The sequence below is a fragment of the Streptomyces sp. NPDC059201 genome (assembly GCF_042754585.1).
Lineage (GTDB): Bacteria > Actinomycetota > Actinomycetes > Streptomycetales > Streptomycetaceae > Streptomyces.
Map to the genome: position 1 here is coordinate 183020 of NZ_JBHZBB010000003.1, position 15968 is coordinate 198987.

Annotated in this window: 14 protein-coding genes; 8 read left to right on the top strand and 6 right to left on the bottom strand. The window is 73.7% G+C overall.

Annotation, left to right across the window (positions count from 1 at the left end):
* The first annotated feature begins 186 nt into the window (after positions 1-186).
* Positions 187-1902, top strand: a complete 1716-nt coding sequence (locus tag ACFXMG_RS11255) for an ABC transporter ATP-binding protein (RefSeq protein ID WP_383814677.1) — start codon at positions 187-189, stop codon at positions 1900-1902.
* Between the two features lie 92 nt (positions 1903-1994).
* Positions 1995-3848: an ABC transporter ATP-binding protein gene (locus tag ACFXMG_RS11260; RefSeq protein WP_383814983.1), complete on the top strand. Its 1854-nt coding sequence runs from the start codon at positions 1995-1997 to the stop codon at positions 3846-3848.
* A gap of 86 nt (positions 3849-3934) precedes the next feature.
* Here the strand turns inward: ACFXMG_RS11260 and ACFXMG_RS11265 are convergent, their stop codons facing one another.
* The 6 genes from ACFXMG_RS11265 to rpmG form a co-directional block, all read right to left on the bottom strand.
* A complete protein-coding gene (locus ACFXMG_RS11265; RefSeq protein WP_383814675.1) occupies positions 3935-4996 on the bottom strand; it encodes an iron-siderophore ABC transporter substrate-binding protein in 1062 nt (353 codons plus the stop codon).
* A 170-nt stretch (positions 4997-5166) separates the two neighbouring features.
* Positions 5167-6084 (bottom strand): ion transporter, encoded by a 918-nt coding sequence (locus ACFXMG_RS11270; RefSeq protein ID WP_383814673.1) that lies wholly within the window; start codon positions 6082-6084, stop codon positions 5167-5169.
* Between the two features lie 376 nt (positions 6085-6460).
* Positions 6461-6697 (bottom strand): 30S ribosomal protein S18, encoded by a 237-nt coding sequence (gene rpsR / locus ACFXMG_RS11275; RefSeq protein WP_383814672.1) that lies wholly within the window; start codon positions 6695-6697, stop codon positions 6461-6463.
* A 69-nt stretch (positions 6698-6766) separates the two neighbouring features.
* Positions 6767-7939 (bottom strand): CobW family GTP-binding protein, encoded by a 1173-nt coding sequence (locus ACFXMG_RS11280; protein ID WP_383814670.1) that lies wholly within the window; start codon positions 7937-7939, stop codon positions 6767-6769.
* Positions 7939-8184, bottom strand: a complete 246-nt coding sequence (locus ACFXMG_RS11285; protein ID WP_383814668.1) for a type B 50S ribosomal protein L31 — start codon at positions 8182-8184, stop codon at positions 7939-7941. Before ACFXMG_RS11285 ends, ACFXMG_RS11280 begins: the two co-directional genes overlap by 1 nt.
* Before the next feature lie 50 nt (positions 8185-8234).
* Entirely contained in the window at positions 8235-8399 is a 165-nt protein-coding gene (gene rpmG / locus ACFXMG_RS11290; RefSeq protein ID WP_383814666.1) for a 50S ribosomal protein L33, read from the bottom strand.
* A gap of 67 nt (positions 8400-8466) precedes the next feature.
* Here rpmG and rpmB point away from each other — a divergent pair, with 67 nt between their 5' ends.
* From rpmB to ACFXMG_RS11320, 6 genes are all read left to right on the top strand, one after another.
* Complete coding sequence (gene rpmB / locus ACFXMG_RS11295) at positions 8467-8703, top strand: 50S ribosomal protein L28 (protein WP_383814664.1); 237 nt, start codon at positions 8467-8469, stop codon at positions 8701-8703.
* Positions 8703-9008 (top strand): 30S ribosomal protein S14, encoded by a 306-nt coding sequence (gene rpsN, locus ACFXMG_RS11300; protein WP_383814662.1) that lies wholly within the window; start codon positions 8703-8705, stop codon positions 9006-9008. The genes rpmB and rpsN overlap by 1 nt, the downstream gene beginning before the upstream one ends.
* Positions 9009-9128: 120 nt before the next feature.
* On the top strand, positions 9129-11000 hold the full coding sequence (locus ACFXMG_RS11305) for a hypothetical protein (protein WP_383814660.1): 1872 nt from the start codon (positions 9129-9131) through the stop codon (positions 10998-11000).
* A gap of 162 nt (positions 11001-11162) precedes the next feature.
* Positions 11163-13157: a calcium-binding protein gene (locus ACFXMG_RS11310; RefSeq protein ID WP_383814659.1), complete on the top strand. Its 1995-nt coding sequence runs from the start codon at positions 11163-11165 to the stop codon at positions 13155-13157.
* A 289-nt stretch (positions 13158-13446) separates the two neighbouring features.
* Positions 13447-14109, top strand: a complete 663-nt coding sequence (locus tag ACFXMG_RS11315; protein ID WP_383814657.1) for a deoxynucleoside kinase — start codon at positions 13447-13449, stop codon at positions 14107-14109.
* Between the two features lie 6 nt (positions 14110-14115).
* Entirely contained in the window at positions 14116-15948 is a 1833-nt protein-coding gene (locus ACFXMG_RS11320) for a hypothetical protein (protein WP_383814655.1), read from the top strand.
* Positions 15949-15968: the final 20 nt, after the last annotated feature.

The following is a 15968-nucleotide window of genomic DNA, read 5'->3' on the forward strand; positions in this document are numbered from 1 at the left end:
GAGGCTAACCGACCGTGAGGGGCAGGTCAACGCGTTCGGGCCCGGGGCGGGACGCCCACGCGGCCGTGCCCGCGCGAGGGCCGCCCGCGGCAGGAGCCGACAGAGCCCCAGGATAGCCTTACCTAACTCATGAGGCGGCGTTCGCAAGCCGTCTATCAGCCACAACGCGTCCGGATGGAGAGTCACATGCCAGTGGGAGGGCCGACCGGAGAGCTCGTCCTCCGCGGGGCGATCAAGGGCCAGCGCCGGAGGGTCGTCTCGGCGTCCGTACTCGGCATGACCCATCAGTCCTGCGAGGCGCTCGTCCCCGTGGTCATCGGCGCCGCGATCGACGCGGCGGTCGCCACCGGATCCAGCGGAGCGCTGCTGCGCTGGCTCCTGGTGCTCGGGGTCCTCTTCCTCGTCCTCTCCACCTGCTACCGCACCAGCGCCAGGATCGCCGAGGGCGCCGGAGAGCACGCCGCGCACCTGTTGCGGCTGGAACTCGGCGCGCGCGTCCTCGACCCGCGCGGCGGGGCGGACGCGAACCGGCTGCCGGGCGCGCTGACCAGCATCGCCACCAACGACGCCCGCCGGGTCGGCTCGGTCGCCACCGTCCTCCCGTACGGCTGCGCGGCGATCGCCGCACTCGTGGTCAGCGCCGTCGCGCTGCTGAGGATCTCCGTACCGCTCGGGCTGCTCGTCCTGCTCGGCATACCCCCGCTGCTGTGGCTCGGCCACCGCATCAGCCTGCCCCTGGAGCGGCGCAGCGAGGCAGAGCAGGAGAGCGCCGCGCACGCCTCGGGCGTCGCCGCCGACCTGATCTCCGGGCTGCGGGTCCTCAAGGGCATGGGCGCCGAGTCGGCGGCCGTGGCCCGCTACCGCACGACCAGTCAGGACTCGCTCGCCGCCGCGCTGCGGGCGGCCCGCAGCCGCGCCGGGCACGAGGGCGCGCTGCTCGGCCTGACGGGCGTGTTCATCGCGCTCATCGGCATCGTGGGCGCCTACCTGGCGATGGACGGGAGCATCAGCGTCGGCGACCTGGTCGCCGCGGTCGGGCTCGCGCAGTTCCTCCTCGGCCCCTTCCAGCTCCTCTCCTACGCCAACGCCGAGTTCGCCCAGGCGCGGGCGTCCGCCCGGCGGATCGCCGAGGTCCTCGCCTCCCCCGCCGCCGTCTCCGGCGGCACGCGGGCGCCCGCCGGGACGGAGGCCGGGCACGTCCGGTTCCGCGACGTCCGCCTGGGCGCCCTGCGCGGGGTCGACCTCGACCTGCCGGCCGGCAGTCTCACCGGCATCGTGACCCGGGACCCGGCCGCCGCCCACGACCTGCTGCTGGCGCTCGCCCGGGAGGCGGACCCCACCGCCGGCCACGTCGAGCTCGACGGCGTACCGCTGACCGAGCTTGACCCCGACCTGCTGCGCCGCGCGGTCCTCGTCGCCCACCACGACGCCGACCTGTTCGAGAGCAGTCTCCTGGAGGTCGTACGGGCGGACACCGGCGACGCCGAGGCGGGGAGGGCCGACGCGGGGAAGGTGGACGCGGCCCTGGCCGCCTCGACCGCGGACGAGGTGACCCGGCTGCTGCCGAACGGAGCGGACACGGTGCTCGCCGAGCGCGGCCGGTCCCTCTCCGGCGGGCAGCGCCAGCGCGTCGCCCTCGCCCGGGCGCTCGCCGCCGACCGCCCGGTCCTCGTCCTGCACGATCCGACCACGGCCGTGGACACGGTCACCGAGTCGCGGATAGCCGCCCAGCTGCGCGAGATGCGGCAGGGGCGCACCACCGTCCTCATCACGACCAGCCCGGCGCTCCTCGCCAGGACGGACCGGGTGATCGTTCTCGACGAGGGCACCGTGACGGCCGACGGCTCGCACGCCGAGCTCCTCGCCGCCGACGAGTCGTACCGCAAGGCGGTCCTCGCATGACCGCCGTGCACGAGGAAGACACCGGCCAGACCCCGGCGGCACGCACCGACGCGGCCCCGGCGGCACGAACGACGAGCAGTACGGAGACGGACATGAGCGGCGCCGGCACGGATCCCACGGGCCGCGTGCTCCTCCCGACCGCCGGCGGCGCGGAGTGCCTGACCGCGCTCCGGGCGATCCTGCGCACCCACCGGGTCCTGGCCGTCACCGCCGCACTCGTCCTGGTCGCCGGCACCGCCATCGGCCTGCTGACGGCTCCGCTGCTCGGCCACATCGTCGACCTGGTCATGGACCGCGAAGGACCGGCGGCCCTCACCGTCCCCCTGGCCCTGCTGGTCGTGGTCGCGCTGGCGCGGGGCGCGGCCGCCACCGTCGGCAGCGCCCTGGTGGCCCGGATCGGCGAGACGGTGCTCGCCGCCACGCGGGAACGGTTCATCGAGCGGGCGCTCCGGCTGCCCCTCGAACGCGTCGAGGCGGCCGGCTCCGGAGACCTGGTCTCCCGCGTCACCAGCGATGTCTCCGTCATCGCCAAGTCGGTGCGCCAGGCGCTGCTCGAGTTCGCCCACTCGGCGCTCACCATCATCCTCACCCTCGTCGGGCTCGCCGTCCTCGACTGGCGGTTCCTGCTGGCCACGCTCCTCGCCATGCCCGTCCAGGTGCTGTCCGTGCGCTGGTACCTGCGCCGGGCCGCCCCCGTGTACGCGGAGCACCGCGTCGCCACCGGCGCCCTCCAGCACCAGCTGCTCGACAGCATCGGGGGCGTACGCACCGTCCGGGCCTTCCGCCTCAACGGCCCGCACACCGGGCTCATCGAGGACCGGTCGGGGGCGGCGCGCGATGTGGCGCTGCGCGGCATGCACCTCGTCACCGGCTTCTTCTCCCGGCTGAACCTGGCCGAGTTCATCGGCCTCGCCGCCGTCCTCGCCACCGGCTTCCTGCTCGTCCAGGACCGCTCGGTGAGCATCGGCACCGCCACCGCCGCCGCGCTGTACTTCCACAGCCTCTTCAACCCGGTCAACGCGGCGCTGTACCTCATCGACGACGCCCAGTCCGCGGGCGCGAGCTTCGCCCGGATGATCGGGGTCGCGAACCTGCCCGCCGAGCCGGCGCCGAAGGACGCGCCCACCCCGGCCGACGGCTCCGTCGAGGTGCGGGGGGTCGGGCACGCGTACACCGACGGCGCGCCGGTGCTCACCGACATCGACCTGGAGGTACGCGGCGGGGAGCGGGTGGCGCTGGTCGGCGCGAGCGGTGCGGGCAAGACGACGCTGGCCAAGGTCATCGCCGGCATCCACACCCCGAGCGGCGGATCCCTCTCCCTCGGCGGCGTCGACGTCCGCGAGCTCGGGCCCGAGGGTGTCCAGCGCGCGGTGACCCTGATCAGCCAGGAGGTGCACGTGTTCGCCGGCCCGCTGGCCGGGGACCTGCGACTGGCCCGGCCGGACGCCACGGACGAGCAGCTCCGCGCCGCCCTGGACGCGGTGGGCGCCCTGGAGTGGGCGCAGGCCCTGCCCGACGGGCTGGACACGGTCGTGGGCGAGGGCGGGCACCGGCTGACGATCGCTCAGGCCCAGCACCTCGCGCTGGCCCGGCTGGTCCTCGCCGACCCGCCGATCGCCATCCTGGACGAGGCGACCGCCGACGCGGGCAGCGCGGGCGCACGCGTCCTGGAGGAGGCCGCCGAGCGCGCCCTGGCGGGCCGTACGGGTGTGGTCGTCGCCCACCGTCTGCCGCAGGCCGCGGCGGCGGACCGGGTCGTCGTCCTCGACGGGGGCCGGGTCGTCGAGACCGGCACCCACGCCGAACTGGTCGCGGCAGGCGGCCGGTACGCGGAGCTGTGGGCGGCCTGGTCGGACAGCCGCCGGGACCCGGCCGAGCCGCCGGCGACGCCGATCCCGGCCCCGGCCCCGGCGGTGGCTCCGGACCCGGAACCCCTGGTCGGGTAGCTCTGCTCAGGCCGTGTCCGCTCCGGACACGACCGCGCCGCCCGCGGAAGGAGACTTCGCGGGCGGCGCCGGTACGGGAGCGAGGGTTACTTGACGGCCGTCAGGAGCGGCTCGATCTCGTCGATCGCGTAGGGGATCGAGAGGACCGTGTTGAAGGAGAAGGCGGCGCCGATGTCCGGGTCCTGGTACGGCACGAACAGGTCGCGCTTCTCCTGGTTGACCTTGAGCTTCTTGTAGAGCGGCTCGGCCTTGATGCGGGTGTTGGCGTCGGTGCTGGAGGTGACCCAGACCAGGCGGTCGACATCGAGGACGTTGAGCTTCTCGGCGCTGAGCTCGGCGACGTTCCAGCCCGGCTTGGCCAGCGTGTCGATCTCGGGCTTCAGCTGGAAGCCGAGCTCCTGGAAGAAGATCGACTTGGGGTCGGTCTTCGTGAACGCCGAGTACTTTCCGGCCTCGAAGCTGTCGGCGACGGCGAGGGTCTTGCCCGCCCACTCCGGGTGCTTGTCACGGACGGCCTTGAAGCGGGCGTCGATGCCGGCGATCAGCTGGTCGGTCTCGGCGGTCTTGCCGAGGGACTTGCCGATCTGCTGGGTCATCACCTGCCAGGAAGCGCCGTAGTCGGGCAGCCCCTTGGGCTGGGCGACGACCTTCGTGAACTTCGAGAGCGTGTCGTACTGCTCCTTCTTCATGCCGGAGTACTGCGCGATGACGAGATCCGGCTTGAGCGCGGCGATCTTCTCGATGTTGTACTCGTCGCGCTCGCCCACGATCTCCGGCTTCGCGGAGCCCCACTTGTCCTTCGTCCACGGCCACTTGCCGTACGGGTCCTCCTTGAACCAGTCCACCGCGCCGACCGGCGTGACGCCCAGCGCCAGCACGGCGTCCTGGTCGGAGAGGCCGAGGGTGACGACCCGCTTCGGCTCCTTGTCGATCGTCGTGCTGCCGTACTTGTGCTCGACGGTGACCGGGAAGGCGGACGCCGCCGCGCCGCCCGGCGCCGAGGTCTCCTGCTTCGGCTCGGGCTTCGACTCCGCCTTCTCCGAGCCGCCGCCGCAGGCCGACAGGGCGAGCGCGGCGACCGCGGCTATGGCCACCTGGGGCAGCTGTCCGACGAACCGCGGGCGTGCGGGACGCGTACCAGTGAACACGGACGTTCCTCTCGGGGGGGTTCTCTCGGTGCGCGCCTCGCCTGTCCGGGCCGATGGCGGCGACCGACCGGGACGAGGGGAGCACGAGGGACGTCGCGTCCCCCCTCCCGGACTCAACTTAGGGCAGGCTAACCTGATCATCCGTGAGCTGTCGAGCGGGATGCCACAGGTCAGGCGATGGTCGTCATACGGTCCTGTTCGCGGGAGGCGGGCGGCTGCGCGGCCAGGGACTGTTCGAGGACGTCCAGCGCCTGCCGCATGTCGGCGATGCGCGCGGCGAGCTCGTGGTAGTGCACCGCCGCCGGGTCGGCCCCGGGCTTCGCCGGGCGGGGGGCGCGCCGGTCCGCGTCGAGCGCGGCGTCGTCGAGTTCGCGCGCCTCGTCGAGGCTGTTGAGGACGACGCCGATGAGGACGTTGACCAGGACGAACGAGGCGAGCAGGACGAAGGAGCCGTAATAGAGCAGGCTCAGGCGCGAGATGGACAGTCCGTTGTAGATGGCGTCCTGGAGGCCCTCCAGCGTCATCAGCAGGAACAGGGTGAGCAGGGCGCGGCCCAGGGAGCCGAAGTGGGCGGGGTCGTGGGAGCCGAAGCAGACCCAGCCGACCATCGCGTAGACGTAGAGGATGACGGCGCCGACGAAGAGGAAGCTGACGGTGCCGGGCAGGCTGCGGGAGACCGCGATGAACAGGATGCGCAGCTGGGGCAGGAAGCGGGCGGTGCGCAGCACGCGGACCATGCGGAGCAGCCGCAGGACGGTGGCGTTCTCCCGTACGAAGGGGATGTAGGCGCACGCCACGACGATCAGGTCGAAGATGTTCCAGCCGTCGCGCCAGAAGTCCCGGGGCCGGTCGGCGTGGGCGCCCAGGCGCAGCAGCATCTCCAGGGTGAAGAAGGCGAGGCAGCCGTGCTCGGCCCAGCGGAGTTCGTCAGCGTGGTCGGCGGCGAAGCCCCGGTAGGTCTCGGCGCCGAGCAGGACGGCGTTGCAGAGGATCACGGCCAGGACGGTGAGGGAGAAGGCGGGGGCCTCGGTCAGGGCGCGGCAGGATGCCGCGATCCGGACCCGGGTGGGAGCCGGGGCGGTGGTCATGAAGGTCTCCGGAGGGGGACAAGCACCGAGCACGCGCGGGGGTACGGGCGTGTCGGTACGGGCATGGCGATGCGGGGCAACGGGGGTGAGAGCGGGTTTCGTGTTGCCTAACGCGCCATGGAGACCTCGGGCTGCGGGCCGCGGGGGAATCGGGGGAACGATTCATCCCCTGCGGCGAAAGACCGCGCATTGGGTCTCTTTCGAGCCACGCTGTCCGTGACCGCCCCGGCTCAAGATCGTTAACTCCGGGCGCACCCGGGTACGCCCGTCCGGTTCCGGTCCGGTCCGGTCCGGTCCGGTCCGGTCCGGGTCCGGGTCCGGGTCCGTCCGGGTCCGGGTCCGTCCGGGTCCGGGTCCGGTCCGGCCCTGGCGGTCGTCAGCGGGTGGCGTACGGCAGGAGGGCCATCTCGCGGGCGCTCTTGACGGCGGCGGCGAGGGCCCGCTGCTGCTGGGCGGTCACGCGGGTGACGCGCCGGCTGCGGATCTTGCCCCGGTCGGAGAGGAACTTCCGCAGCAGGTCGGTGTCCTTGTAGTCGATGAAGGTGATGCCGGCCGCGTCGAGCGGGTTGGGGCGGGGCGTGGCGGGCTTGCGGGGTTCGTGTCGTCGGGCCATGGCGGCGTCGTGTCTCCTTGGGGAGGCCCCGTCACGGTGAGGGGGCGCGTGCGTGTGGGTGGGTGAGTGTCAGGCCGCGTCGAGGAGGGCGTCGAAGGCGGCGGGGAGCCGCGTCCAGGAATCGCGCCCCGACCCGTACTCCTCGTCCGTCAAGAGGCAGGAGTCCAGGAGGCGTTCGAGGCCGTCGCGGTCGAGGCCGGGCGAGGTGAAGACGAGGTGCTGGCAGCGGTCGCCGTGCTCGGGATGCCAGTCGAGCGCGGCGGCCGCGCGGCGTACGGGCGGAACGAGTTCCCAGGCCGCGTCCGGGAGCGACGCCAGCCAGGGCCCCGCGCTCTCCACGCAGAGCGCTCCGCCCGCCGCGTCCCAGGCGAGGAGGGTGTCGGGGCGGTCGGCGAGCCAGAAGCGGCCGCGGCTCCGGGCGGCGGCGCAGCACAGGTCTTCGAGTGCCTGGTAAAGGCGTTCGGGGTGGAACGGGCGCCTGCGGCGCCAGACGAACGTGGCGACGCCCGACTCGTCCGCCTCCTGGGGCAGCAGCGCGCACGCCGGATGCTGAGCGGCGGCCGCTGCCTCCACGTCGAAGCCCTCGCCCTTTTCGGCGGCGGCGAGAACGGCCCGCGCCAGTTCCCCGGGGTCGGCGGCCCTCACGCGCTGGGCGGTGGGGTGCAACTGGCCGAGAAGCGCGTGGTCTTCGGCGTCGGCCGTGTCGTTGTCGACGACGGCGAGGACGGGCGCGTACTCCAACTGCCTTGCCCAGGTGTCCCCGACGGTCCGATGATCGGTGGGGGCGGCGGCGAGCCCGGCCTCGCGCAGATCGTCGCCGTTGGCGAGACAGGGGAGGACGAGCGCGGGGTCGACGGCGGTGATCACGTTCGCCAGGACGAGCCGGTCGCCGCCGTGTCCGGCGATCACCTCCGCCATGGCCTTCGGTTCGACCGAGTCCCAGAGTTCGACCACGGCGAGGCGGGTCAGTCCGGCGTCGGCCATCCGCTCCAGTTCCGGAACGAGGTCCTCGCGCAGGGCGCAGCAGGCACAGTCGTTGACAAGCGGCGTCTCCCCGAGGGAGAGGGTCCCGGTGGCGTCGCGGACCGACCGGACGACGCTACCGTCCGGCGCTCCCGCGAGGTCGTGGTGGAGCGCCACGCTCCCGGGGACGGCCGCCAGGAGGCGGTCGACCACCTCGGTCCTTGCTTCGGCGTGCAGCCCGGCGACGATCACGACGGGGAGTCGGCGGTCGTCGCGCATCAGCGGGCTCCGTAGCGGCGCTCGAACTTCTCGACGCGGCCGGCCGTGTCGAGCACGCGTGCCGTGCCTGTGTAGAAGGGGTGGCTGGCGGAGGAGATCTCGACGTCGACGACCGGGTACGTGTGGCCGTCCTCCCACTCGATCGTCTTGTCGCTGGTCATGGTGGTGCGGGTGAGGAACGCGGTGCCGGAGGCGGAGTCGCGGAAGACGACCGGCTCGTAGGCGGGATGGATCCCGGGCTTCATGGCAGGGCCTTTCGGGGGCGGAGGGTGGAGGTGGACCTTGGGGAGGGGCGTCAGCGCTCTTCGCGGAAGTCCACGTGGCGGCCGGCGACGGGGTCGTACTTGCGGAGCGTCAGGCGGTCGGGGTCGTTGCGCCGGTTCTTGCGCGTCACATAGGTGAATCCGGTGCCCGCGGTCGAGCGGAGCTTGATGACGGGGCGGATCTCGTTGCGTGCCATGCCGCTAGTATATGACAATGATTTCCATTACCAACACCCACGACCAGTGAGACAGGTGATCACACCCATGTCGGCCCACTGCCAACTGACCGGCGCCAAGCCGGGATTCGGCAACAACATCTCCCACTCGCACCGGCGGACCTCACGCCGCTTCGACCCCAACATCCAGCGCAAGCGCTACTGGCTGCCCAGCGAGGGGCGCCACGTCCGGCTGACGCTGAGCGCGAGGGCGATCAAGACGGTGGACGCCATCGGCATCGAGTCCGCCGTGGCCCGGATCCGCGCCCGAGGGGGGAAGGTCTGATGGCGAAGAAGAGCAAGATCGCGCGGAACGAACAGCGCAGGGAGATCGTCGAGCGGTACGCCGCCCGCCGCGCCGAGCTCAAGGAGATCATCCGCCGCCCCTCCTCCACCCCGGCCGAACGCGACGCCGCCCAGGCCGAGTTGCGCCGCCAGCCACGCGACGCCAGCGCCACCCGCGTACGCAACCGCGACAGCGTGGACGGACGCCCGCGCGGCTATCTGCGGACGTTCGGACTCTCCCGCGTCCGTACGCGCCAGCAGGCTCACGCCGGCTTCCTCCCGGGAGTGACCAAGGCGTCCTGGTAGGACCGGAGGCGTCCGGGTGGTGCGATGATCTGGGCGCGGTACGGGGACAGGTACCGGTTCGGGTACGGGGACGGGTACGGGGACCGACCCGGGTACGGGTTCGGGTCGAAGGGGGAGGCCATGGCTGTCGGGGAGATCGCGGTCCGTGACCTTGCGGACATGGTGCTGCGCGCTGACGGGAGTGTGCCTGCCGAGCAGAGCGCGGCGGCTTTGCGCGAGGTGCTCGACGGGGCGGACCGGGGGCGGGTCGTCGAGCTGCTCGCCATCCTCGCCTGCCGGGTCGACGACCACGTGCCCGGGCCCGCAGGCCGTGCCGTCCTCCTCCCGCTGCGGCCGACGCTCCTCCGTCTCGTCGGGGACCCGTCGCCGGGCGTGCGGACCATGGCGGCCTGGCTGTTCGGGGCCCTGGGCCCGGGCGGGGACCCCGGCGTGACGGCCCAGGTGGTCGGCGCGCTGCGGAACGGGCTGGCCGACGATGCCGCGCCGAGCGCGCGGGCCTCCCGGCTGCGCGCGCTCGCCGCCCTCGCGCCCGGCGACCTGCCCGACGACCTGTCCGACGACTTGCCCGCCCACTTGTCCGACGACCCCGGTCATGCCGACCTGCGCCACCCGTCCGCGCTCGTCCGGCTCGCCGCTGCGGAGTGGGTGTTCCGGCAGCGGGCGGCCTCGGGGGCGTCCGCTCCGTGGCCGGTCGGCTTCGGGCAGGTCGTCGGACGGGCGCTCGCGGAGGTGGACGAGCAGCCCTGGCCGAGGCCGCCGTGGGCGGCGTACCGGCGGGAGGAGACGGAGGCATGGGCGCGTCGGCTGGCCGGGCATCCGGACCAGCTCGCCGCGTTGGCGGCGGGCGTGACGCCCCCGCCGCCCGCGCCGGTCTCGACCGGCGCCGTGCTCGTGGCCCGTACCTGGCTGATGACGCGCCGGGACGCGCCCGAGCGCCTCTGGGAGACCATCGTCGACGGCCTCCGGGCGGGTGGGTGGACGGCCGACGCCGCCGGACGGGCCCTCCACGGCGCCGGGTCCGGCGCCGGCCCGCAGGCCGACCGGCTGGCGGAGTGGCTGCGGAACGCCCCTCCGCACGAGACCGCCGGCATCCGCGGGGCGGTCGCCGCCCTGGCCGGGATCGGTGACCGGCGGGCGTTGCGGTGGCTCCCCGAGCGGTGGTACCTGCCCTGGCCGGCGGCGGTCGCCTTGCCCGTCGCGTGGGCTCCTGAACTGCTGCCCGGCGCGGTCGCGCGGCTGCGCGGCAACCGCCCGGACGACCCGGACGTACCGCCCCTGCTCCGCGTCATGGCCGGTTGGGGTCCGGTCGCGGCCCCGGCCATCCCGGAGTTGCTGCCACGCTTGTCCGGGCCCTGGGCGTGGGAAACGGCCGCGGTCCTCGGGCGGATCGGTCCCCCGGCCCGCACCGCCGCCCCGGCGCTGCGCTCGCTCGCGCTGGGGGTCAGCCGCCCGCCCCGGCGCGCGGGCGGTGCGCCGGAGCCCGGGATGCCGTGGGCCGGCGCCCCGACGGCGGCGTGGGCGTACTGGCGCGTCACCGGCGATCCGGAACCGGCCCTCGCCGTGCTGGGATCTGCCGTACGGCGGGGTGCGCAAGGCCCGTTCCACCTCCTCGCCGAGCTCGGTCCGACCGCTCGCGTCCACGCCGATGCCCTACGGGACGTGCTGAGGCGGTCGCGGACGGCCCCCGGCTCGACCGGACCCCGCGCCCTGACGCACGCGGCCGAGGCGTGGTGGCGGCTGACCGGCGACCCGGCGGAAGCGGTGCCCGTCCTGCTCGGGACGCTGACCTGCGACGACGGGCTCCGCGACCCGTGGATCGCGCGGCGCACGGTGGAACTCCTGGGCGAGATCGGCGGCCCGGCCGCTCCCGCGCTGCCTCCGCTCGCCGCCCTGCTGGCCTCCGCATGGCGGCACTGCGGCAGCGTGGCGGCGGACGAGGCCCTCCGCGACGCGGCGAGCGCGGCGGTCGCCCGTATCGAGGGCACCGGCTGAGGCATCGGAGCCGTACCGAGAGCACTGCTCTGCCTCCGTGCTCACCCCTGGGGGTGGCGCCGGGCCGTCCAGTAGGCGCAGTACGGCCCGTCGCGGGCCCGGCGCCCGGCGGCGTACCCGAAAGCTGTGGGCCCCAGGATCCGATGGACGGAGTGAGCACGCATGTCCTTGAGAACCCCATGGCCACGGGCCGGGCGCGCGGGCGCGGTGGGCGCCACGGCGCTCGCGCTCGTGCTCGGCCTGCCAGCGGTGGCGTCGGCCGCGCCCGGCGATCTGGACCCCTCGTTCGGCGGGGACGGCAGGGTCGTCACGGACCTGGGCGGGTACGCGGGCGCCGACGGCATGGCCGTACAGGCCGACGGCAAGATCGTCACCATCGGGTACGGCTACTCCGACGAGACCTCCGGCGACTTCACCCTGACCCGCTACCACCCCGACGGCAGCCTGGACGCGACGTTCGGCGGCGACGGCATCGTCACCACCGACTTCGTCGGCGCCAACAACGACGAGGGCCGCGGCGTGGCCCTGCAACCGGACGGCAAGATCGTCGCGGTCGGCGGGTCCACCGACTGGGGCGGCAACGGCGCCTGGGCCGCCGCGCGCTACCTCCCCGACGGCAGCCTCGACACGAGCTTCGGCGAGGGCGGCAAGGTGCTCACCGAGATCGACGTCGACGCGATCGAGACCGCGGAGGCGGTCGTGGTGATGCCGGGCGGCAAGATCGTCGCGGGCGGGTCGAGCAACGGTCTGTGGACGCTGGTGCGCTGGGACTCCTCCGGCGTCCCGGACCCGGCCTTCAGCGGGGACGGCCGGGTCACCACCCCCTTCGGACCCACCTGCTGCCAGGGGGTCGGTGACGTGGCGGCGCAGGCGGACGGCAAGATCGTCGCGGTCGGGAGCGCCGACGGTCTCGCCCTGACGCGCTACCACGACGACGGCAGCCTGGACACGACGTTCGACGGCGACGGGCGGGTCACCACGGGCGCCGGGTCCGGCAGGGGCGTGGTCCTCCAGCCGGACGGCCGGATCGTCGTCGCCGGGAAGGAGGGCAACGCCTTCCTGGTGGCGAGGTTCACCACCGGAGGCGCCCCGGACCCGAGCTTCGACGGCGACGGCCGCCTCACCACCGCCTTCGGGCCCGAGGACGGCGGCGCCGCGGACGTGGCCCTCCAGTCGGACGGGCGGATCGTCGCGGCCGGCTCCTACGGCGGCGACTTCGCGGTGACCCGGTACAACACCGGCGGCAGCCTGGACCCGGACTTCGGCGGCGACGGGCGGGTGACGACCGACTTCGGCGGCCCCGGCGACGCGGCCGCGCGCGTGGCGCTCCAGGCCGACGGCAAGATCGTCGCCGCCGGGCTCGCCGGCACCCCCAGCAGCCTGGAGGCCCACCGCGGCCTGGCCCGCTACCTGGGCGGCGGCGGCACCGAGCCGCCGGCGGGCGTGGACGTGTCGGTGACGAACAGCGGGCCGAGCGCGGTCAGCATCGGCGACACCGCCACGTACACCGTGCGCGTCACGAACAACAGCGCCACGGCCGCGGCCACGAACGTCCAGCTCACCGACACCCTGACCGGCACGGCCACCGTCCTGTCGGTCACCACCGACCGGGGCAGCTGCACGACCGTCCCGGGCCGGGTCACCTGCGCGATCGGGACGCTGAACCCGGCCGGCAGCCCCTCCGGCTCCACGGCCACGGTGACGCTCGTCGTCGAGCCCTCGCGCACCGGCACGCTCACGAACACGGCGACGGCGAGCGCGGCCCAGACCGACCCGACGCCCGGCAACAACACCGCGACCCGTGCCACGACGGTGAACAACAACCGCGGGTGCACCCTCATCGGAACCAGTGGCAACGACACCCTCAACGGCACGTACGGGGGTGACGTGATCTGCGCCCTCAGCGGCAACGACACCGTCAACGCCGGCTTCGGAAGCGACACCGTCCACGCGGGTCCGGGCAACGACCGGGTGGACGGCGGCTACCACAACGACACCCTGTTCGGCGGGCCGGGATCCGACACGCTCCTCGGCAACTACGGCAACGACTCGCTGAACACGGTGGACGGGGTGGCCGGCAACGACACCGCCAACGGCGGCTTCAACACGGACACCTGCACGACGGACTCCGGCGACACCCGCATCAGCTGCCCCTGACCTCCCACCACCTCCTTCCGTGACTCCGGGCCCGCACGCTCCGTGCGGGCCCGCGCTCGTGGCCACGGGCCTACCGGGGGTGAATCGTCATCTAAGATTCAAGGCGGCCGCGTCCAGGAGCACTGCCGGGTCCGGGCGAGCGGTTCGGGGCAGGGGTTCCGGTCCCGGCGGGCCTCATGACGTTGATCACGAAGATCCGGGGAATCGCGTGACCATCGGCGTGCGTCTCAGTGGTACGGGAGACCCAGCCCCCGTCCGCGAACAGAAGACCCCCAGGGAGAAGCGAGGTATGCCGGTGATCTGCGTCGGAGGCATGATCGGAATCGGCAAGACGAGTGTGGCCGAGCTGCTCGCCAAGGAGCTGGGCACCGAGGTCTTCTACGAGAGCGTCGACGACAACCCGATCCTTCCCCTCTTCTACTCGGCGAGCCCCGAGGAGATCCAGGCGAAGCGGTACCCCTTCCTCCTCCAGCTGTACTTCCTCCAGACCCGCTTCGCCTCGATCAAGGAGGCGTACAAGCAGGACGACAGCGTGCTCGACCGGTCCATCTACGAGGACTGGTACTTCGCCAAGGTCAACCACGACCTGGGCCGGATCAGCTCCCTCGAGATGCGGGTGTACGAGGGGCTGCTCGACGAGATGATGCGCGAGATCGACGGCCTGCCCTACCGCAAGGCGCCCGATCTCATGGTCTACCTCAAGGCGGACTTCGAGACGGTGCTGCACCGCATCGGGCTGCGCGGCCGCGACTTCGAACAGGACGAGGGCCTCGTCGAGTACTACCGGACCCTGTGGTCCGGCTACGACGACTGGGTGCACAAGCACTACTCCGCCAGCGACGTCCTCGTCGTCGACATGAACCACACCGACGTCGTGAACAACCCCGACGACGCGGCCCGAGTGGCCCAAGAGGTCAAGAACGCCCTGGCGGCAGTGGCCCACCGAGCCTGATCCGACATGCGACCGACGCCCGCCGAGGCCCTGCTCGACGCCCTGGGCGAAGTGCCGTGGGCGCGGCTGGAGTCGGCGGTCGAGGACTTCCCGCCCAAGGAGATGCGGCGCGCGCTGCGCCGGCTGGTGCTCAAGGGCGGAGCGGCGACCGAGGACGACTGCTACGACCTGTTCGACTGCTTCGCGCCGGGTGCCGGGCGCGTGGCGTCGGTCGAGACCGCCGCGCTGCCGTTCGTCGTCGCCCTCGCCCGCGATCCGGAGTCGGGTGCCCGAGCGACGCTCGTCGAGCTGCTGGCGAGCCTGGCCCGGGGGGCGGAGCGGGCGGATCCGGCTCGTGTGGACGCGGGGTGGCGGGAGGCGTGGCGGCTCCAGCGTCCCCGGATACGGGCGCTGCTCGCCGACCCCGTGCCCGAGGTACGGAGAGAGGCGCTGCCCCTCGCGGAGGGCGCGGGCGAGCTGCTGGAGCGGTGGTACGCCGAGACGGACCCCACGGTCCGCGTGCCCCTGCTGATCAGGCTGGGCGCCGCCGCGACCGGCTCCGGGATGGTGGACCGGGTGCGGGCGGTGGTGGCGGAGGCGCTGCGGGCGGAGGAGCCCCTCATGCGGCTCGCGGCCGTGCACGCCTGGTCCGCGTTCGATCCTCGGGCGGCGGTCCGCGAGCTGGACGTGCTGGTGGAGGTCCTGTCCGACCGGGCGGTGCGGCCTCAATTCGAGGTGGTCTGGTACCTGCCGGACTACGAGGTTCCCCTGCCCCACGAGACGGTCGTCTCCCTGACGGCCGCCCTGTTCGAGGACGCCCCGCAGGGCGCGCTGACCTTCGTCCTCCGGCTCGCCGACGCGGCACGCCGGAACGGGGACACCGCCTTGTGCCGGGCCGCGCTGGACGCGGGGTGGCGGCTGCTGGTGCGGCGGCCGTCCGCCGAGTCCGCGCTGGCGCCTCTCGCCGGCGCGCTGCTCTCCGACCCGGACGAGGGTGTGCGCTACCGGGCGGCGCACCTGCTGGCGGTGCTGGGTGAGCGCGCGGCGCCGTACGCCGACGAGCTGGCGGCGCTCGTCGACGACCCGGGCGCGGACGAGTTCTTCGAGGGCGCCGTCGGCGATCACGCCCGCTGGGCGCTGACCCGCATCGGTGACCCGCGCGCCCTGCCGGGACTCGTCGCGCGCCTGTGCGCGCCCTACCAGGGCCAGTTCAGCCGCGGGTACGTCATCACCGAGCCGCGCCTGCCGGAGGTGGAACACGTACTCCTGCCCCTGCGGGCGCACGCCGAGGCGCTGCTGCCCGAGGTGCGGCGGATGCTCCGGGACGACGGCGCCGGCGGCTGGCTGACCCCCTGCTTCCTGGAAATCCTCGCGGCGTGGGGGCCTGCGGCGGCACCCGCCCTCCCCGAGGTCGTCCCCCTGCTGGAGGATGCCAGGTACGCGCAGAGCGCCCTCACCACGCTCGCGGCCATGGGACCGGCCGCGGCGTCGGCCACACCCGCCGTACGCCGGTGTGCCGTCCTCGACTCCCCCGCCGGCCAGCGCCACGTGGCGTGGGCCGTCCGATGCCTGAGCGGCGACGGGGAGGAGTCGCCGTCGCTCACCGACGGGCCGGAGCCGAGCGCGTCCGGCCTGGAGGAGGACCTGCGTCGCTTCGCCGACGGCGGTGACGACTACGGCGCGTTCGTCCGCGCGCTGAGCGGCCTCGCCAGGATCGGCACGGTCTCCCCGGCCGCACGCGCTGCCCTGCGTACGGTGCGGGGACGCGACCGGCGGCTGTCGGCGGACCCGGACTACCAGGCCGTCCTCTGGGACGAGAAGAACCGGGCCGCGATCGACGACCTCCTCGCCCTGCCCTGAGGGCGAGGCCGCGCTGGCCG

Coding starts and splice junctions, on each gene's coding strand:
- ACFXMG_RS11255 (WP_383814677.1), top strand. CDS start 187: ATGCCAGTGGGAGGGCCGACCGGAGAGCTCGTCCTCCGCGGGGCGATC.
- ACFXMG_RS11260 (WP_383814983.1), top strand. CDS start 1,995: ATGAGCGGCGCCGGCACGGATCCCACGGGCCGCGTGCTCCTCCCGACC.
- ACFXMG_RS11270 (WP_383814673.1), bottom strand. CDS start 6,084: ATGACCACCGCCCCGGCTCCCACCCGGGTCCGGATCGCGGCATCCTGC.
- rpsR (WP_383814672.1), bottom strand. CDS start 6,697: ATGGCCCGACGACACGAACCCCGCAAGCCCGCCACGCCCCGCCCCAAC.
- ACFXMG_RS11280 (WP_383814670.1), bottom strand. CDS start 7,939: ATGCGCGACGACCGCCGACTCCCCGTCGTGATCGTCGCCGGGCTGCAC.
- ACFXMG_RS11285 (WP_383814668.1), bottom strand. CDS start 8,184: ATGAAGCCCGGGATCCATCCCGCCTACGAGCCGGTCGTCTTCCGCGAC.
- rpmG (WP_383814666.1), bottom strand. CDS start 8,399: ATGGCACGCAACGAGATCCGCCCCGTCATCAAGCTCCGCTCGACCGCG.
- rpmB (WP_383814664.1), top strand. CDS start 8,467: ATGTCGGCCCACTGCCAACTGACCGGCGCCAAGCCGGGATTCGGCAAC.
- rpsN (WP_383814662.1), top strand. CDS start 8,703: ATGGCGAAGAAGAGCAAGATCGCGCGGAACGAACAGCGCAGGGAGATC.
- ACFXMG_RS11305 (WP_383814660.1), top strand. CDS start 9,129: ATGGCTGTCGGGGAGATCGCGGTCCGTGACCTTGCGGACATGGTGCTG.
- ACFXMG_RS11310 (WP_383814659.1), top strand. CDS start 11,163: ATGTCCTTGAGAACCCCATGGCCACGGGCCGGGCGCGCGGGCGCGGTG.
- ACFXMG_RS11315 (WP_383814657.1), top strand. CDS start 13,447: ATGCCGGTGATCTGCGTCGGAGGCATGATCGGAATCGGCAAGACGAGT.
- ACFXMG_RS11320 (WP_383814655.1), top strand. CDS start 14,116: ATGCGACCGACGCCCGCCGAGGCCCTGCTCGACGCCCTGGGCGAAGTG.